Source organism: Verrucosispora sp. WMMD573, assembly GCF_027497175.1.
Taxonomy (GTDB): domain Bacteria; phylum Actinomycetota; class Actinomycetes; order Mycobacteriales; family Micromonosporaceae; genus Micromonospora.
Genome location: NZ_CP114901.1, coordinates 4,672,269 through 4,689,994, shown reverse-complemented (window position 1 = coordinate 4,689,994; position 17,726 = coordinate 4,672,269). Strand labels below are relative to the sequence as shown.

General features: G+C 71.9%; 16 protein-coding genes. 7 read left to right on the top strand and 9 right to left on the bottom strand.

Annotated elements, in window-relative coordinates; all coding sequences use genetic code 11:
• Positions 1-64 precede the first annotated feature (64 nt).
• The 3 genes from O7601_RS21365 to O7601_RS21355 are packed head-to-tail and all read left to right on the top strand — an operon-like array spanning position 65 to position 4,409.
• Entirely contained in the window at positions 65-2,746 is a 2,682-nt protein-coding gene (locus tag O7601_RS21365; protein WP_281562865.1) for an ABC transporter permease, read from the top strand.
• The gene (locus O7601_RS21360) at positions 2,743-3,711 is read left to right on the top strand and encodes an ABC transporter ATP-binding protein (protein ID WP_281562864.1); all 969 of its coding nucleotides are present in this window, start codon (positions 2,743-2,745) and stop codon (positions 3,709-3,711) included. Before O7601_RS21365 ends, O7601_RS21360 begins: the two co-directional genes overlap by 4 nt.
• A complete protein-coding gene (locus O7601_RS21355) occupies positions 3,708-4,409 on the top strand; it encodes an ABC transporter ATP-binding protein (RefSeq protein WP_281562863.1) in 702 nt (233 codons plus the stop codon). The genes O7601_RS21360 and O7601_RS21355 overlap by 4 nt, the downstream gene beginning before the upstream one ends.
• 22 nt (positions 4,410-4,431) lie before the next feature.
• On the opposite strand, the gene O7601_RS21350 is transcribed toward O7601_RS21355, so the two are convergent.
• Entirely contained in the window at positions 4,432-4,890 is a 459-nt protein-coding gene (locus O7601_RS21350; RefSeq protein WP_281562862.1) for a hypothetical protein, read from the bottom strand.
• A 105-nt stretch (positions 4,891-4,995) separates the two neighbouring features.
• The gene (locus O7601_RS21345) at positions 4,996-5,421 is read right to left on the bottom strand and encodes an Hsp20/alpha crystallin family protein (RefSeq protein ID WP_281562861.1); all 426 of its coding nucleotides are present in this window, start codon (positions 5,419-5,421) and stop codon (positions 4,996-4,998) included.
• 182 nt (positions 5,422-5,603) lie between these two features.
• On the opposite strand from O7601_RS21345, the gene O7601_RS21340 reads away from it, so the two are divergent.
• Positions 5,604-6,386: an FkbM family methyltransferase gene (locus tag O7601_RS21340; RefSeq protein WP_281562860.1), complete on the top strand. Its 783-nt coding sequence runs from the start codon at positions 5,604-5,606 to the stop codon at positions 6,384-6,386.
• Positions 6,387-6,394: 8 nt separating this feature from the next.
• Here O7601_RS21340 and O7601_RS21335 read toward each other — a convergent pair whose 3' ends face one another.
• The gene (locus O7601_RS21335) at positions 6,395-7,393 is read right to left on the bottom strand and encodes a tyrosine-type recombinase/integrase (RefSeq protein WP_281562859.1); all 999 of its coding nucleotides are present in this window, start codon (positions 7,391-7,393) and stop codon (positions 6,395-6,397) included.
• A 114-nt stretch (positions 7,394-7,507) separates the two neighbouring features.
• Here O7601_RS21335 and O7601_RS21330 point away from each other — a divergent pair, with 114 nt between their 5' ends.
• A complete protein-coding gene (locus O7601_RS21330; protein ID WP_281562858.1) occupies positions 7,508-7,975 on the top strand; it encodes an HNH endonuclease in 468 nt (155 codons plus the stop codon).
• Here O7601_RS21330 and O7601_RS21325 read toward each other — a convergent pair.
• From O7601_RS21325 to O7601_RS21315, 3 genes are all read right to left on the bottom strand, one after another.
• A complete protein-coding gene (locus tag O7601_RS21325) occupies positions 7,921-8,469 on the bottom strand; it encodes a DUF1062 domain-containing protein (protein WP_281562857.1) in 549 nt (182 codons plus the stop codon). The two genes, O7601_RS21330 and O7601_RS21325, sit on opposite strands and share 55 nt — an antisense overlap.
• Before the next feature lie 338 nt (positions 8,470-8,807).
• Positions 8,808-9,545, bottom strand: a complete 738-nt coding sequence (locus tag O7601_RS21320; RefSeq protein WP_281562856.1) for a VOC family protein — start codon at positions 9,543-9,545, stop codon at positions 8,808-8,810.
• A 314-nt stretch (positions 9,546-9,859) separates the two neighbouring features.
• A complete protein-coding gene (locus O7601_RS21315; RefSeq protein WP_281562855.1) occupies positions 9,860-10,387 on the bottom strand; it encodes a DUF1992 domain-containing protein in 528 nt (175 codons plus the stop codon).
• Between the two features lie 61 nt (positions 10,388-10,448).
• Here O7601_RS21315 and O7601_RS21310 point away from each other — a divergent pair, with 61 nt between their 5' ends.
• Positions 10,449-11,099 carry a LysE family translocator gene (locus O7601_RS21310; protein ID WP_281562854.1) on the top strand — a complete coding sequence of 217 codons (651 nt, stop codon included), beginning with the start codon at positions 10,449-10,451 and terminating at the stop codon, positions 11,097-11,099.
• Positions 11,100-11,108: 9 nt separating this feature from the next.
• Here O7601_RS21310 and O7601_RS21305 read toward each other — a convergent pair whose 3' ends face one another.
• Positions 11,109-13,142: a beta-galactosidase gene (locus O7601_RS21305; RefSeq protein ID WP_281566999.1), complete on the bottom strand. Its 2,034-nt coding sequence runs from the start codon at positions 13,140-13,142 to the stop codon at positions 11,109-11,111.
• A 160-nt stretch (positions 13,143-13,302) separates the two neighbouring features.
• On the opposite strand from O7601_RS21305, the gene O7601_RS21300 reads away from it, so the two are divergent.
• Complete coding sequence (locus O7601_RS21300) at positions 13,303-15,651, top strand: TIM-barrel domain-containing protein (protein WP_281562853.1); 2,349 nt, start codon at positions 13,303-13,305, stop codon at positions 15,649-15,651.
• 55 nt (positions 15,652-15,706) lie between these two features.
• On the opposite strand, the gene O7601_RS21295 is transcribed toward O7601_RS21300, so the two are convergent.
• Positions 15,707-16,690 carry a carbohydrate ABC transporter permease gene (locus O7601_RS21295; RefSeq protein ID WP_281562852.1) on the bottom strand — a complete coding sequence of 328 codons (984 nt, stop codon included), beginning with the start codon at positions 16,688-16,690 and terminating at the stop codon, positions 15,707-15,709.
• Positions 16,687-17,697 carry an ABC transporter permease subunit gene (locus O7601_RS21290; RefSeq protein WP_281562851.1) on the bottom strand — a complete coding sequence of 337 codons (1,011 nt, stop codon included), beginning with the start codon at positions 17,695-17,697 and terminating at the stop codon, positions 16,687-16,689. Before O7601_RS21290 ends, O7601_RS21295 begins: the two co-directional genes overlap by 4 nt.
• Between the last annotated feature and the right edge of the window lie 29 nt (positions 17,698-17,726).

The following is a 17,726-nucleotide window of genomic DNA, read 5'->3' as shown; positions in this document are numbered from 1 at the left end:
CGAGCCCAGTGAGCGCGAGGAGTGAGCTTGCGAGCCCCGCAGCCGCGAACGAAAGGCGAGCCCAGTGAGCGCGAGGCGGATCAGGGCGTACGGCGGGCAGGTGGGTCTGCTGGCGGTGCTGGGGTTGGTGGCGGCGTTGCTGCTGACCGCCGCACCCCGACTGACCGGGGAGTACGCCGATCGGGGGTTGCGTGCGGACGTGGCCCGGCTGCCGCACCTGGTTCGGGACGTGTCCCTGGCCGGGCAGCGGCCCGCGCCGGTCGCCGCCGGGCAGTCCGACCTGGACCGTTACCGGGCCGAGTTGCCGCAGCCGTTGCCGGGCCTGGTGGACCGTCGGTGGTACGCGGCGTCGTTGGACGAGGAGCAACTGTTCGCCGTCGGCGACAAGCCGCCGATGGACGGTGGTGCCCGCAAGCTGTTCGGCCTGCGCGCCCAGACCGGCGTCGCGGAGGCGGCCGAGCTGACCGCCGGACGCTGGCCCCGTACCCGCCCGGGCGGCCCCGCGGAGGTGGCGGTGTCGGGAGCGGTGGCCGAGACGCTGTCGTTGCGTGCCGGCCAGCGGCTGCGATTCGCCGCGCGCGACGGCCAGGCGGATGCGCGCATCGTCGGGGTGTTCGAGCCGCGCGACGCCGCTGACCCGGTCTGGGACGACCTGGGCTACGCGCTGGAGCCGGTGGTCCCGGTGCTGGACGGTGAGCCGTACATCGTGGCGGGGGTGACCGACTGGGTCGGGGTGGACGTCGTCTCCGCCGGCAGCGGTGTACCCGCGGTCAGTGGGTGGCGGTACCGCCTCGACGAGCGTCGGCTGAACGCGGCGACGCTGGAGTCGGTGACGGCGGCGGTGGCCGAGGCCCGCCGCATGTCGTGGAGTTCGGGGGCGACCGCGCAGACGTCGTTGGACGGTGCGCTGTCGCGGTTCGCCGGGCAGTTGCACGCCGTGCAGGCGCTGCTCGCGGTCGTACAGGCGGGGCTGGTCGCCAGCCTGCTCGGGCTGATCGTGCTGGCGGCGCGGTTGACGGTGCTGCGGCGACGTGACGAGTTCGCGTTGCTGCGCGCCCGGGGCGCGGCCCTGACCGCGATCGGGCTGCGGACCCTGGCCGAGTTCGCGCCGGTGCAGCCGCTGGCGGTGCTGCTCGGCTGGTTTGTCGGCAGCCGGGTGCCGGGGCGCGACGGGACGTTTCCGTGGCTGGTGCTGGCGCTGGCGGTGCTCACCACCGCCGTGGTGCCGGTGTTGGCGATGCACTCGCAGCGGCGGGTCGGGGTGGTGACCGGGCGTGCCGACGTGGCGTGGCGACGCCCGTCGGCGCGGCGGCTGACCGTGGAGGCGGGCGTGCTGGCGCTGGCCGCGCTGGGGGTGGTGTTGCTGCGCCGCCGTGGTCTCGACGCGGGCGCCGGTGTCGACGCGTACCTCAGTTCGGTGCCGGTGCTGATCGCGGTCGCCGCCGCGCTGGTGGCGGTGCGGCTGCTGCCGTGGCCGCTGCGGGTGGCCGGCCGGCTGGCCGCGCGGGCGCGGGGTGCGGTGCTGTTCCTGGGTGTCGCCCGCGCCGGGCGGGGTGCGCCGGTGGCGTTGGGTCCGTTGGCGGTGCTGATCGTCGCGGTGAGCACCGGGGTCTTCGGCGGGGTGGTCACCACCACGGTCGCGGCGGCCCGGGACCGGGCGGCCACGTTGACGGTGCCGGCGGACGCCTGGCTGACCGGGTACACCTTTTCCCCCGACGCGCACGACGCGTTGTCCGGGGTGTCCGGGGTGACGGCGGTGGCCCGGGTGTGGGTGGACTCGAATCGTCGGCTGGTGCCGGAGGCGGGGTTGCCGTCGCGGCAGATCGGCACGGCGCGGGTGCTGCTGGTGGACGGCCCGGCCTTCGCGGAGGTGGTGGCGCGCAGCGGTGTCGAGGTGGATGTGCCGGCCGTCCTGCGGGCTGCCACCCGGGGTGATGGGCCGGTGCCGGCGGTGGTGTCGTCGCAGGTGGCCACGCAGGTCGGCGACCGGGCTGCCGTCGACGTGCAGGGCAGGTTGTACGAGTTCCGGGTTGCCGAGGTGACCGACGCCTTCCCGGGCGTCGGGTTGGGCACCGAGCGGTTCGTGGTGCTGCCGTGGCAGGCGCTGCCCGAGTACGAGTACACGCCGATCATCCCGAACCGGTATCTGCTCGCCGGTGACGACATCGATCGGGCGCAGCTGTTGGGGGTGGCCGATGACGCGCAGCGGCGGCGGCAGTCGGCGGTGCTCGGGGTGGCGGTGACCCGTACGCAGGTGCCGGCGGACCTGGAGACCTGGCGGGCGTACCGCGAGGACCTGGACCGGACCGGCGCCAACGACGTCCTGACCCTGGCGTTCACCGCCGGCGCGGTCGGTGGCACCGCGTTGGCGGTACTCGCCGTCGGGTTCGCGGTGGTCGCGGACGCGGCTGGGCGGGGCCGGATACTGTCCCGGTTGCGGACCCTGGGCCTGTCCGCCCGCCGTGGTCGGCGGCTGCTGGTGTACGAGCTGGTGCCGTTGGTCCTGGTCGCGGCGCTGACCGGGGCGGCGGTGGGTGCGGCCCTGCCCCGGATCCTGGGGCCGACCCTCGGGTTGGCCGCATTCGTGCCGGGCGTGCCGGTCCGCGATCGCCTGGATCCGTTGGTCCTGGCCTCGGTGTTGGGGCTGGTGGTGCTGGGCCTGGCGACTGGGCTGGCGGTGGAGAACCTGATGAATCGGCGGATGCGCCTCGGTGAGGTGTTGCGTCTGGGAGAGGAGAACCCATGACGATGGTGTCGGATGTTCCGGACCTGGCGACGTTGCAACGGCGGGCGGCGGAACGGGCCGCCGCCCGGGCCGGCGGCGTCGACCGGCTGCGCGGGCACATCGTCTGCGACGGGCTGGTGCGCATCTTCACCAGCGAGGGGGTGGAGGTCGTCGCGTTGCAGGGCCTCGACCTGGTGGTGGACCGTGGCGAGTTGCTGGCCATCGTGGGCGCGTCCGGTTCCGGCAAGTCGACGGTGTTGAACATCCTGTCCGGGTTGGACACGCCGACCGCGGGCATCGCCCGGGTGGCCGGCTACGACCTGCTGACCATGTCCGCCGCCAAACGGTTGCGGTACCGGCGGCACACCGTCGGGTTCGTGTGGCAGCAGACCGCACGCAACCTACTGCCGTACCTGACCGCCCGGGAGAACGTGGAGCTGCCGATGCGGCTGGCGCGCCGGGGGGGCCGGGCCGCTCGGCGGCGGGCGGCGGAGCTGCTGGAGATGGTCGGTGTCGGCTACTGCGCGGATCGTCGGCCGGGGCAGATGAGCGGCGGTGAGCAGCAGCGTTGCGCCGTCGCGGTGGCGGTGGCCAACGACCCGGAGGTGCTCTTCGCCGACGAGCCGACAGGTGAGCTGGACGAGGCGACGGCCGGGGAGGTCTTCGCCGCGCTGCGCACCATCAACGCCGAGCTGGGGGTGACCGTGGTGGTGGTGACCCACGACGCGCAGGTCGCCTCGCAGGTGCGTCGTACCGTGTCGATCCGCGACGGCCGCACCGCATCGGAGGTGCACCGCACCGCGCGGGTCGGTGCCGACGGCGTCGAGGAGTTGGTGACCGAGGAGTACGCGGTGTTGGACCGGGCCGGACGGATGCAGCTTCCGGCCGGTTTCGTCGACGCGTTGGCGCTGCGGGACCGGGTGAGGTTGACCCTGGAGCCGGACCACGTGCAGGTCCGTTCCGGCGACGAGAGGAGCGCACGGTGAGCGGGCAGGAGCTGATCCGGGTCGACGGGCTCAGCCGCGACTACGGCGGAGGCGACCGGGTGGTCCACGCGGTGCGGGACGTCTCGTTGCGTGCTGGTCGCGGTGAGCTGGTCGCGGTGCGGGGCCGTTCCGGTGCCGGCAAGACCACCCTGCTCAACCTCATCGGCGGCCTGGACCGGCCGACCTCGGGGCGGGTGTGGGTGGCCGGGCAGGAGGTCACCGCGGCCAGCGAGAAGGACCTGCTGCGGCTGCGGCGGGACACCATCGGGTTCGTGTTCCAGTCCTTCGGGCTGATTCCGATCCTGTCCGCGGCGGAGAACGTGGGGGTGCCGATGCGGTTGGCGAAGGTCCCGGCCGCGCAACGGGAGGAGCGGGTGTCGGTGCTGCTGGAGCTGGTCGGGTTGGGTGGTCACGCGGCGCAGCGGCCGTACGAGATGTCCGGTGGGCAGCAGCAGCGGGTGGCGATCGCCCGGGCGTTGGCCAACGATCCGGCGCTGCTGATCGCCGACGAGCCGACCGGCCAGTTGGACTCGGAGACCGGTCGGGCGGTGATGGACCTGCTGCGGGCCCTGGTGCATGCCCGGGGGATGACCGCGCTGGTCGCCACGCACGACCCGACACTGGTGGAGATGGCCGACCGGGTGTTGGTGCTGCGCGACGGCCGGCTGGTCGAGGCGGCCGAGCCGGTGCCGGCGTGACTTCGTTGCCCCGGGACGAGTGTCAGTACGGGTCGCCGCAGACCCGCCAGCTGCCGTCCTCCCGCACCACCGACAGATCCCGTTGTTCGCTGCTGCCGCTGTCGCGGGTCAGCAGCACGGTGACCTTGCCGTGGGGTCGGCCGCCACGGGTGGCCACGGACACGTCCACGATCTCGTAGTCGCGCACCACGGGCGGGGTGCGTACCCAACTGGTGAACCCGATCTCGCTCCACCGGGTACGCGCGTCGGCGCAGAGCCGCTCGTACGCGCTGCCCGTGTCGCCTGCGGTGACCTCGCGCAGGAACCCTTCGGCGGTCTGGCGGACCGGGGCGGCGGCCTGGGTGACCAGTTGCAGGTTCCAGGCGCCCAGGCCGGCGACCCCGACGCAGCACAGCGCCACCGCCGCTGCGGCGACGGCGAGGCCGGTCCGCATCGGATGACGTCGCCGGGCCGGTCTGCTCCACGGCTGCGCAGCGCCCACACCACTCGACGGTAGAGAATCGGCCGCTGCGGCGGGCGGAAAGTGGGCGTGGCCGGGCGGGACCGCACCGCGTCCCGTCCGGCCACGCCGGGGGCGAATCGTTGATCAGGACTTGATTTCCTTGCGGCCGTTGCCGGTCGCGCTGATGGTGACCCGGCGGGGCTTGGCCCGCTCGGCCACCGGGATCCGCAGCGTCAACACGCCGTTGTCGTAGCCGGCCTCAAGCTTGTCGGTGTCGAGGGTCTCGCCGAGAAAGAGCTGGCGGCTGAAGACGCCCATCGGGCGCTCGGCGGCGACCAGTTCGACGTTGTCGCCGCTGGGGCGGCGGCGTTCGGCGCGGACGGTCAGCACGTTGCGCTGCACGGTGCAGTCGATGCTCTCCGGGTCGACGCCGGGCAGGTCGAAGGCGGCGTAGAAGTAGTCGCCGTCGCGGTAGGCGTCCATGTGCATGACGGCCGGGCGGCTGGTGCTGCCGAAGAACTGCTCGGCGAGCCGGTCGATCTCACGGAACGGGTCGGTGCGCATCAGCATCGTGTGCCTCCTCGGTTCTCCTGGCCGAAGGTTCTTAGTTGAGTCCGCACGACTCAACTTCTGCTTCTTTATTTAGCGCGCCCGACGCGCGCCGTCAAGTCGGCCGGGGACACGTCACGCGGAGTCGGTGGCGGCGACGCGGACCGCCACGGCGGGCAGGTCGGGCGGGTTAGGGTGCTGCGATGGGTACCCACTCCGCCGCGGTCGAGGCACTCAAGACCGACCCGCGCACCGCCTCGCTGCGCCGGTCGCTGGAGGTCTACTACGGCAACCCTGACCGGGACGCCGCGATGGACGCCTTCTACGCCCGCTTCGTCCGCCCTGGTGATCTGGTCTTCGACATCGGTTCGCACGTGGGAGACCACATCGGTACCTTCCGCCGGCTCGGCGCCCGGGTCATCGCCGTCGAACCGCAACCGCTGTGCCTGCGGGCGTTGCGGGCCATCTACGCCGCCGACGACCAGGTCACGCTGATCGAGGCGGCCTGCGGTGCCCAACCCGGTCGGATCGGCTTCCTGGTCAACTCGGCCAACCCTACCGTCTCCACCGCCTCCACCGACTTCGTCACCGCCGCCGCGGACGCGGGCGGCTGGGAGGACCAGGTCTGGGACGGTCAAATCGAGGTACGGGTGACCACCGTCGACACGCTCATCGCCGAGCACGGCACGCCGGCCTTCGTCAAGATCGACGTGGAGGGCTTCGAGGACGCTGTGCTCGCCGGGTTGAGCCGCCCCCTGCCCGCCCTGTCGTTCGAGTTCACCACGATCGGACGGGCGGTCGCGGTGCGGTGCCTGGACCGGCTCGCCGCGCTCGGGTTCGACGGATTCGACGTGGCGCTCGGCGACGACAAGTCGCTGACCCTCGGGCGCTGGGTCGATGCCGAGGAGATGGCCGCGCACCTGCTCGCGCTGCCGCACGAGGCCAACTCCGGCGACGTGTACTGCGTCCGCACGCCACGCGGTTGACCCGTCGGTCAGCCGCGGCGGCGGGCCCGGGCCGCCCAGATGGCGTACGCCGGATCCCGGTCCAGGTTGTGCCGGTCCCGGTCGTAACGGCGGGTGGTACGCGGATCGGCATGTCCCATCGCGTCCTGCACGTCCTCCAGCGGCACCCCCTCGGACCGCGCGGTGGTGGCGAAGGCGTGCCGCAGCGAGTGCGGTGACAGCCGCGCCCACGCGTCGATCCCGGCGCTGCGGGCGAGCCGGCGGACCAACCGGAACACCGAGTGCCGGTCGAGGCGGGCGCCGCTGGCGGTGACCAGCAACGGGCCGGTCAACTGCGCCACCTCCACGCGCTGTGCGGCGGCCCGCTCGGCCAGGTACGCGTCGACGGCGTACGCCGTGCCCGGGGTCAGCGCCCGACGGCGTGACCGTCCGCCCTTGCCGACGAAGCGCACGCTGCGGTGCCCCCGCTCGGCGCCCAGGTCGTCCAGGTTGAGCGAAACCAACTCCCCCACCCGCAGCCCCAGGTCGGCGAGCAACGCGACGGCGGCCCGGTTGCGGGCAGCGGTCGGCCCGGTCTCGGCCTCGGCCGCCGCCAGCAGCGCGTCCACCTCGTCGGGGGCCAGACCGACCGTGGCCGAGTGGTCCCGGTCGACCCGTGGCCGGTCGGCTCCGGCGACCGGGTTGAGTTCCACCGCCCGCAGTTTGACCAGGAAGTCGTACCAGCTCGACAGCGCGGACAGTTTCCGGGCCACCGTCGCCGCGGTCAGCGGGCGGCCGGTCCGGGCGGAAACGCTGTTCTCCAACGCCCGCCCGTACTCGTTGACATGCAGGAAGTTCGCGCGCAGCGGGTCCAGTTCCCGGGCGGCGCACCAGGCCAGCCAGCCGGCGACGTCCCGACGGTACGCATCGCGGGTGTGTTCACTCAACCGTCGGTTACGCAACCATGCGTCGGTGACGGCCATCGGCCCGTCGGGCAGGGCCGGGTAGGCCGACGGGCGATACTGCACCGAGGTGTCGTGCGGACGCATGTGAAAAATGCTCTCAGCCACGCCGTGGGTTGACGATCAGGCGCGCCGACACATCATGATCGGCCGCCGACGCACCCGGGACCCGGCATCGCACCCGGCCCCTAAGCTGACCCGGTGCTGTCTCAGGTCAACGGTCTGTCCCGACACTTCACCGGGGACACTCTCCGGGCATACCTGCTGAGCCGGTCGACGCGAGCCGACTCCGGGTGCCTCATCGTGCGCGGCTACGGCAGCCGGCGCGGCGTGCACCAGAAGCTCGCGGGACGGGCGTGGGCACACATCGCGGCCTACGTGGTCCTCGTCGGCGGCTACGACCCCACCCTGGAGGTCCACCACGACTGCGGGGTGCCCGACTGCATCGAGCCGACCCATCTGCGCCAGCTCAGCCACGCGGACAACTGCCGGGAACGCACCCAGCGGCCACGCTGCCGCAACGGGCACGAACGGGAGACCGATCCGGCGACGGGCCGGCTGCGGCGGGTCTGCCGGACCTGCAACCGGCTGGCGCAGCGACGCTGGCGTGAGCGTCAGGCGGCGGAGGTGGCGCAGGCCCGTGCGGCGTACGGCCGAGCGTCGTCCTGACCATCCCCCGCCGTGCGTCGCATGGCCGGGGCGCACCGATCGGCCCGCCCCGGCCACGTACCGGTCAGCGGTTCCGGTCGCCGCCCGGATTTGCCGGCAGCACCGTGAAGGTGAACGCCTGGCTTGTCGGACGGCGCAACGAGCACTGCCGGCGGGGCCACCAGCCGCCAGGCTCCGGTCCAGTCGAGAGTGACCCGGTTACGCCGGGCGAACTGCGCATCGAGCAGCCTGGACGCGACCAGTTCCGCGTCGTTGACCCGGTAACCGGTCAGCTCGGCCGGATCGAACGAGCTGACCGGGGTTCGCTCGTACACGGTCAGTTTGCTGGTCCGATCGCAGGACACGCAGCGAACCAGCAGCCACACGTCCAGCAACTTGTGGTTGGCGTTGACGCGGAACCTGCCGGGGCCGGTGGTGGCCGAGGTCGACCGGCAGTCCACGCACCGCAGCGACAGCAGCGGCAGCCTGGTCCGACGGACGACCCAGGGCAGCACGATATGAGGTTGTGAGGACACGATTGCTCCGAAGACCTGACACGAGGCCGATTACGCGCGGCCTCAAGCGCTGTACGACCGGGTGCGCGAGGGCAGCCCGGCGAGGCCGACGGGAACGTCGGCTACCAGAGCGGAAAAGGTGTCAGGTTCAGAGAGCAGGTGGGGTCACGCCGATTGTGTCCTCTGTCTTCACTGCGACGGGGTTGTCGGCAACCTACGGCGACGCCCGGGCGAGGCTCAACCGGTTTTTCCATCCAGATCAACTCGCCGCAGCTCGACGTGCCGGTACGGCTGACTGTCGGCGCCCCTGCGGCGGCTCGGCCGCTGGGTGCTCGGCGTCAGCCGGGGCCGAGGATGCAGAAGTCGTTGCCCTCGGGGTCGGCGAGGCACCGCCACGACACGTCGCCCTGGCCCACGTCGACGGCCGTGGCGCCGAGCGCCTCCAGCCGCGTCACCTCCGTCGCCTGATCATCACCGGAGTACGGCTTCAGGTCGAGGTGGACCCGGCTCCACCAACTCCTCGGCCCCGACGTCCGGAGAAACTCCAGGTACGGTCCGACGCCCTGGGCCGACCGTAACCGAGCATGGTCATCGGTCACCTCGTGCACCGTCCAGTCGGTCGCCTCACCCCAGAAGCGGGCCATGGCGCGCGGATCCGCGCAGTCGACCACCACCGCCGCGATCGGCCCGGTGTCCCGGTAGATCTCCCGAGGCTCCAACACGCAGAACACGTTGCCCTCCGGGTCGGCCAGCACCGTCCACGGGACGTCGCCCTGGCCCACGTCCGCGGGCGTCGCGCCGAGATCCATCAGGTGGCCGACCAACTCCGCCTGGTGGGACGCAGAGGTGGTGGCGAGGTCGAGGTGCACGCGGTACCGCACCGTCTGCGGATCCGGCACGATGACGACGTCGATGCAGACGGCGCTCGGGTCCGGCCAGGCGAAGTCCACGGGTTCGACGTTGACCACGCCGGGCTCCTCGATGGAGACGCCCCAGCCGAGTGCGTCCGCCCAGAACCGGCCGAGGGCTGATTCGTCCCGTGCCTTGAAGTTCACCTGAACAAGCCGCAGCGCCATGCCGCCAACCCTATGCCCGGCCGGATGGGCCGTTCACCCGACCAAACACACCAGCCTGACTGCTTACGCACATTAACAGTCATTATGATGTGCGTACCTTATGTCCGATTCCAGAGAAAACATTAATGGATAATCGGTAACGAAAATCCATTAATGAAGGCAGGGTGCCGCGCGGACCCACAGCCGACCGTGCGCCAGGTGCCAGCCCTGGACAAGGCGGTCACGTGACCGGTGTTGCGTCGCGTCCAGTTCCGGGTGCAACGCTGGTCACGTGGATTGGCGGCCCTCGCCGACCGGCCGGTGGCTCGGGCGAGTCAGGCGGTCCGGCGACGGCGGCGGAACCAGGACCGTCGTTGCGGCAGCGGCGGTCCCGCCACGGGTGTCGGCGGGGCCGCCGGGCGCCGCTCGTCCTGCCAGCGGCGCACCACCTCGTCGACGTTCACCGGACGCACCACCACCCGTGGCCCGGACGGGTTACGCAGCCAGGCCAGCACCTCGGCGTTGAGGTCGGCCACGACCGCCCGCACCGCCTGCTCGGTGGGCAGTTCCCGGACCTCGTCGGGAAGTCGCTCGATGCGGCGACGCAGCAGCAGCGGAGTGGGCAGCAACAGGTTCGTCGGGAGCTGTTCGCGCTCCAGGAAACTCTTGATCCACCAGGACTCGTCGTAGGGTGTCCCCCGGCCGGCGATCGGCTTGCCCGCACCGGGCAGGTTGTCGAACTCGCCGCGCTCCTGCGCCGCCCGGATCTGCGCCTCGACCGACGCCTCCCACCGCATCTCCAACGTCGCCACCTCCCCGGCCAACCGTAACGTGACCACCATCTCCCTCAGGCGCAGCGTCACGGGCCCGACCGGCATTCCCCGGTGCCCTAGGCTCGGACACGGTGGGACGGGGGTCACGGGCATGGTCAGTACGGCGGGAATCGTCGGCATCGCGTTGGTCGCCCTCGGGATGGTGCTGACGCCGGGACCGAACATGGTCTACCTGGTGTCGCGGTCGGTGACCCAGGGCCGACGGGCCGGGTTGATCTCGCTGCTCGGGGTCGCCGCCGGGTTCGCGGTCTACCTCGGTGCGGCGGTCGCCGGCATCGCCACCGTGTTCGTGCTGGTGCCGGCGCTGTACACGGCGGTCAAGCTGGGCGGCGCGGCGTACCTGCTGTGGCTGGCGTGGCAGGCGTTGCGCCCCGGCGGGCAGTCGCCGTTCGATCCGGCGCCCCTGCCGCCGGATCCGGCCCGGCGGCTGTTCACCATGGGTCTGGTCACCAACCTGCTCAACCCGAAGATCGCCATCCTGTACGTGTCACTGCTACCGCAGTTCATCGACCCGGCACGCGGCCACGTCGCCGGGCAGAGCCTGCTGCTCGGGCTCACCCAGATCGCCGTGGCGCTGACGGTGAACACGCTGATCGTGCTCACCGCCGGTGGCATCGCCGGCTTCCTCGGCCGGCGGCCACTGTGGCTGCGCGTACAGCGGATGCTGATGGGCACGGTGCTGGCGGCGATGGCGGTGCGGATCGCCGCCGACCGTTCCCGCGCCGCCGTCGCCGCCGCCTGAGCGCTGCCGTCAGCCGGGCGGCGCGATCCGGTGCTCACGGAGCACCGCGACGCCGCCGGATGCCAGGATGATCTCCCGTTCGATCGACGTGGCGGTGAGCAGCTCGACTCCGCGTGCCGGCACACGCTGCTCGTGACCGGTGTGGTTGAGCAGGAAGAGCCAGCTCGTCGCACCGTCGCGGCGACGTACCGCCTCGACCCCCTCGGGCGCGTCGGGGCAGACGGGTGTGACGCCGGCCGCGCGGGCGGCGGTGTCGAGCAGCCGCCGGTAGGAGGTGTCGTCGGGGCGGGTGGAGAGGTACCAGGTGGTGCCGGCGCCGATTCGGTGCCGGGTGACGGCCGGCAACGAGTCGAGTACGCCCCCGACGTAGCAGGTGACGGTGTCGGCGCCGGTCAGGCGCAGCCGCTCGGACCAGATCCGCCCCGTGCCGCCGCCGTCGAGCCGGACGTGGTCGTCCACGGCCAGTGGACAGAACTCCTCGGCGTACACGCCCAGCAGGTCCCGCAGCGCGCCCGGATAGCCGCCGAGGTGTATCCGGGCGTGTTCGTCGGCGACGCCGCTGAGGTAGGTGACCAGCAGGTGGCCGCCGGTGTGGACGTAGCCGCGCAGCCATTCGGCGGTGGCCTCGTCGACCAGGTAGAGGGCGGGCAGGACGAGCAGCCGGTAACCGTCGAGCGGATCACCCGGGGTGACGGTGTCGCAGGCGTACCCGCTGCGATACAGGGCCCGGTGCGCGGCGGCGAGTTCGTCGTGGTGGTCCGGCAGGGCCGACGGCAGACCGGGGTGGCGCAGCGCCCAGCCGCTGGCCGCGTCGACCACGAGCGCCACGGCCGCCTCGACGCTGCCCCGGATCTCGCCGAGCTGTCGCAGCGCGGCACCGAGCGCGACGGTTTCCCGGAACACCCGGCTGTCCGGGCCGGCGTGCGGCACCAGGGCGGAGTGGAAGCGTTCGGCACCGCCGGCCGGTGCCCGCCACTGGAAGAACATCGCGCCGTGGGAGCCGCGGGCCACGTGGGCGAGGCTGTGCCGCATCATCCGCCCCGGTTCCTTCGTGTGCATCCGTCCGGCGGTGTGGATCTGGTTGGGTGCGCTCTCCATCAGCAGCCATGCCGCACCGCCGGACGGCGGGCCGGGGTGCCGGTGGGCGGCGGCGTGCCGGGCCCAGCCACGGGCCAGGTCGGCGGCGAGCGCGGTCTGCTCCTCGGCGCCGCCGTCGACGGCGGACGGGTAGTGGTCGACGGCGACCAGGTCCACCTCGGTGGCCCAGCGGGCGTGGTCGACCGGCACCCAGTCGCCGAGCACGTAGTTGGTGGTGATGGTGAGCGCCGGGTTCGCCGCCCGCAGCAGGTCACGTTGCTCGGTGTACGCGGCGAGCAGAGTTTCCGACCAGAAGCGGCGGAAGTCGAGCAGGTGGCCGGGGTTGGGCAGGTACTGGGTGGCCCGGGGGGTGCTGATCTGCGCCCAGTCGGAGTAGTGCTGGCTCCAGAAGCTGGTGACCCAGGCGTCGTTGAGAGTGGCCAGGTCACCGTGGCGGGTGGTCAGCCAGCGCCGGAAGGCCCGGGCGGTGTGCTCACAGTGGCAGGTGGTGCCGTACTCGTTGTGCACGTGCCAGCCGGCCAGCGCCGGGTGGTGGGCGTACCGGTCGGCCAGGGCGGCGGTGATGCGCAGCGCGGCATCCCGGTAAGCCGGGGTGGCGGCGCAGTAGGTGTCCCGGCTGCCGTGGTGCAGCCGGACCCCCTCGGCGGTGACGGGCAGTGCGCCCGGGTGGGCCAGGGAGAACCAGGGTGGCGGCGAGGCGGTGGGGGTGGCCAGGGCGACCCGTACGCCAGCGGCGTGCAGCAGGTCGAGCACCTGGTCGAGCCAGCCGAAGGTGTACCGGCCGGGTGCCGGTTCGAGCCGGGACCAGGCGAACACCCCCACGGTGACGAGATTGACCCCGGCCTGGCGCATCAGCGCGACGTCCTCGGACCAGACCTGCGCCGGCCACTGCTCGGGGTTGTAGTCGCCGCCGTAGCAGAGCGGGCCGTCGGTCCACACCACCATCACCAGCCCACCGGTTTAGTTGAGGATGTGTCCAAACTATGGATCATCCCGATCCATGTCAACAGCCCACCGCCGGCCCATATTTACCATCGTCGTTGACAGTTCGTTGGGCAGTTAAAGAAACTGTCGGCACCGCCGTGAACGCCGCCGAGGAGAGCTGATGCCGTACCGACCGCCGTTGGTGCCCTACGAGACCTTCGTCGCCGACCCACCCGACCTACCGGTGCGCACCCCCGGTGAGGGTGGCCCGGCCATGGTGAGCCGGGCCGAGATCGCCGGCACCGACGCCCACGGCGTGACCGTCAAGGCGGTGCTGGCCGACGGGGTGACCGCCGTGGTGCGCGTCGACGCCGCCGGCGACGGCATGATCCGGGTACGGCTCGCCGAGGATCCGCAGGCCCGCAGCCGGTCGGCCCGACTGATGCCGCTGGTGCAGCCCCGTCCCCACCCGGCCACCGTCGCCGTTGACGACCGGCAGCTGCGCATCGACGCCGGCGCGCTGGTCGCCGAGATCCGGCTCGACCCGTGGCACATCCGGTTCCTGCGCCCCGACGGCTCGCTGCTGCTGGAGCAGGATCCGGGCACGGTCGACATCAGCGGCCGGCAACGTACCCTCCCGTTCGGCCACTCCACCACCGACGGCGTCCGGGTCGCCTGGCACGAGAGCTTCGTCGCCCCCGGCGACGAGCGGTTCGTCGGCTTCGGCGAGAAGTTCACCCCGCTGGACAAGCGCGGCCAGCGGGCTCTGATGTGGAACTTCGACGCCTTCGGCAGTGAGTCCGACCGGGCGCACAAGAACGTGCCGTTCTACCTGTCCAACCGGGGCTACGGGGTGCTGGTCGACAGTGGGCTGCCGGTGCAGTTCGACGTCTGCCAGTCCACCCACAGCGCGGTGCAGATCCTGGTCCCCGACGACCTGCTCGACTACTACGTGCTGGCCGGGCCGACTCCCACCGAGGTGTTGGACCGGCTGCGACAGTTGACCGGGCAGCCGTACCTGCCGCCGCGCTGGGCCTTCGGCACCTGGGTCTCCTCGGGCTTCTACCCGGACAGCCAGGAGCGAGTGCTGGAGCGGGCCCGGCGGCTGCGCGAGCGCGACATCCCCTGCGACGTGCTGCACCTGGACTGCTACTGGCAGGTCGCCGGCAACTGGTCGGACCTGCGGTGGGACACCGAGGCGTTTCCCGACCCGGCCGGGATGCTGCGGACCCTGTCCGAGCAGGGCTTCCGGGTCTGCCTCTGGATGAATCCCTACCTGATGACGGCCAGCCCGCTCTACGCCGAGGCCGAGGCGGCGGGCTACTTCCTGCGGCGCCCCGACGGCAGCACGTTCGTCGCCGACGTGTGGCACGGCAGCTACCCGGCCTCGGCCATCGTGGACCTGACCAACCCGGCGGCGGTCGACTGGTTCACCGGGCTGCTGCGGCCGCTGCTGCGACAGGGCGTGGCGGTGTTCAAGACCGACTTCGCCGAGGGGGTGCCCGCCGACGCGGTGGCCCACAACGGGATGAGCGGCGTCGAGCTGCACAACGTCTACGCCCTGCTGTTCAACGACGTGGTCGCCGGCGTCACCGAGGAGGTGGCCGGCCACCGGGCGGTGTGGGCGCGCTCGTCGTACCTCGGCGGGCAGCGGCACAGCGCGCAGTGGAGCGGCGACGTCAACGCCACCTGGCCGGCCCTGGCCAGCACGCTGCGTGGGGGCCTGTCGCACGGCCTGTCCGGGGTGCCGTTCTGGAGCCACGACACCGGCGGCTTCCACGGCACCCCGAAACCCGACCTGTACGTACGCTGGTCACAGTTCGGGGCACTGTCGCCGCTGGTGCGGCTGCACGGCACCACCAGCCGGCTGCCGTGGGAGTTCCCGGCCGAGGCGGAACGACTCGCGGTGGCCGCGTTGCGGCTGCGCTACCGGTTGATGCCGTACCTGTGGTCGGCGGCCGTGCAGGCAGCCCGCACCGGCGTACCGATGATGCGGGCCCTGCTTGTCGACACCCCGCAGGATCCGACGGCCTGGACGACCGACCTGCAGTACCGCCTCGGGACAGATCTGCTGGTCGCGCCGGTCACCGACGCCTCCGGGGTGCGGGACGTATACCTGCCCGTCGACGACGATTGGTTCGACGCCGCCACCGGCGAGCTGTATCCGGGTGGCCGGCACCTGCGGGTGCGGGTGCCGCTGTCGCGGATGCCGCTGTACGTGCGCCGGGGCGCGCTGCTGCCGCTGGTCGCGCCGCAGGCCATGGTCGGTGACGGGCCGTTCCGGGAGGTCACGCTGGTCTGCTGGGGCGCGGTGGACGGGCGGACCGTCGTGCACGACGTGGCCGGCGACACGATCATCGAGGCGGTCCGCGACGGCGACGAGTTGCGGATCCAGACCCGGGGGCCGCTGCTGGTGGGGCAGCTGGCGCTCGCGGGGGTCGGCGACGCCGACCGACCGGCCCGGTCACTGCTCAACGGTGCGGCGGTGACCGTCGTGCCCTTCGCGGGGCTCTTCCCCGCGTCGGGCTGACCGTAGCCGCGCGGCGCCCGACTGGACGGAGTCGGGTGCCGCGCGGGTACGGGGGTCAGCCCTTCACCGCGCCGGTGATCACGCCCTTGGTGAAGTGCCGCTGCACGAACGGATAGATGATCACCGCCGGGATCACCGTCACCACCACCACCGCCATCTTGACCGCGAGCGTCGGCGGGTACGCGGTGACCCCGGGCAGGCTCACCGCCGCGCCGGAGACGTTGGGTGACTGCCCGGCCAGGATGTAGCTCTGTAGCACCCGCTGCAGCGGGAACTTGTCGTTGGAGTCGATGTAGAGCACCGCGTTGAAGTAGGCGTTCCAGTAGCCGACGGCGTAGAAGAGCCCGACCACGGCGATCACCGCCCTCGACAGCGGCAGCACGATCCGGGTCAGGATACGCAGCTCGCCTGCGCCGTCGATGCGGGCGCTGTCGAGCAGTTCCGCCGGCACGTTCATGAAGAACGCCCGGATCACCACCAGGTTGAACACGCTGATGGCGCTGGGCAGGATCAGCGCCCAGATGCTGTCCTTGAGCCCCAGACCGGTGACCACCAGGTAACTCGGTACCAACCCGGGAAAGATCAGGAACGTGAGCAGGAAGTAGAAGAGCAGGCTGCGGTGGGCGACCGAGCCGGGCCGGGACAGCCCGTATGCGGCCAGCACGGTGAGCACCAGGCTGACCGTGGTGCCGAGCACGGTGATCAGGGTGCTGATCCACACCGCCCGGGTGACGTCGCCGCCGCTGAAGATGGTGATGTACGCCGACGGGTCGATCTCCCGGGGCACCATCACCATGCCGCCCGCGTCGTCGATGGTGCCCCGCGAGGCCAGGCTGGTGACGAGCACCGCCCACAGCGGCACCAGCACCGCCGCCACCAGCAGGGTGAGCACGACCGCCTTGGCCACGGTCCCCGGCACCGACGGCGGTCCCTCCCACACCGCTCGGCCGGACCGTCGTCGTGGCCGAGGCGGTCCGGCGGCACCCGCCGTGGCCGGTGCCGCCGGTACCGGGCCGGCGTCGCTGAGCTGTGCGGTCATGACTTGGAGTACACCCCCTGCTCGCCGAGCCGGTGCGCGATCTTGTTCGCGGTGAGGATCAGCGCCAGGCCGACCACCGCTTTGAACAGGCCCGCCGCGGCGCCGAGCCCCCACTGCTGGGTGCTGATGGCCTGGTAGTAGACGAACGTGTCGAGCACCTCGGCGGCTTCCCGACCGACGGCCTCGCGTTGCAGGATGAACTGTTCGAAGCCGACCGAGAGCGCGTCGCCGAGCCGCATGATGAGCAGCAGCACGATCACCGGCCGCAGACCGGGCAGGGTGATGTGCCACAGCCGCCGCCAGCGGCCGGCGCCGTCGGCCGCCGCCGCCTCGTACAGGTTCGGGTCGATGGCCGACAGCGCGGCCAGGAAGACGATCGCGCCCCAGCCGAGGTCCTTCCACACGGCTTCGGCGGTGACCAGGACGATGAACGTGTCCGGGTTGGTCATGATCTCCCACGGCTCGTGGCCGGCCTGGCGCATCTCCTGGGCCAGCAGCCCGGCCCCGCCGAGCATCTGCACGAAGAACGTCACCACCAGCACCCAGCTGAAGAAGTGTGGCAGGTAGACCACGCTCTGCACGAAGCCGCGCACCCGGCCCGACACGATGCTGTTGAGCATGATGGCCAACAGGATCGGCAGCGGGAAGAAGAACACGAGTTGGAAGGCGGTGATGCTCAGGGTGTTGCGGACCGCGTCCCAGAACAACGGATCGCGGAAGAGCGCCTCGAAGTTTCCGAAACCGATCCACTCGCTGTGCAGGAAGGCGGCGAGCGGATCGTCACCGACGAACGGGTTGTAGTCCTGGAAGGCGATGATGTTGCCCAGTGTCGGCAGGTAGTGGAAGACCAGCAGCAACGTCGCCGCTGGCGCGGTCATCGCCAGCAGCGGCCAGTCGCGGCGCAACCGGGCCCGCAGGGTACGCCGGCCGGGTCGGTCACGACGCGGTGGCCGACGCCCGGCCGGGGACGGGCGGCCGGGCGTCGGTGTGACGGTGGGAGCGTTCATGCGCGCGCTCCGCGGTGCGGCGTGGGCAT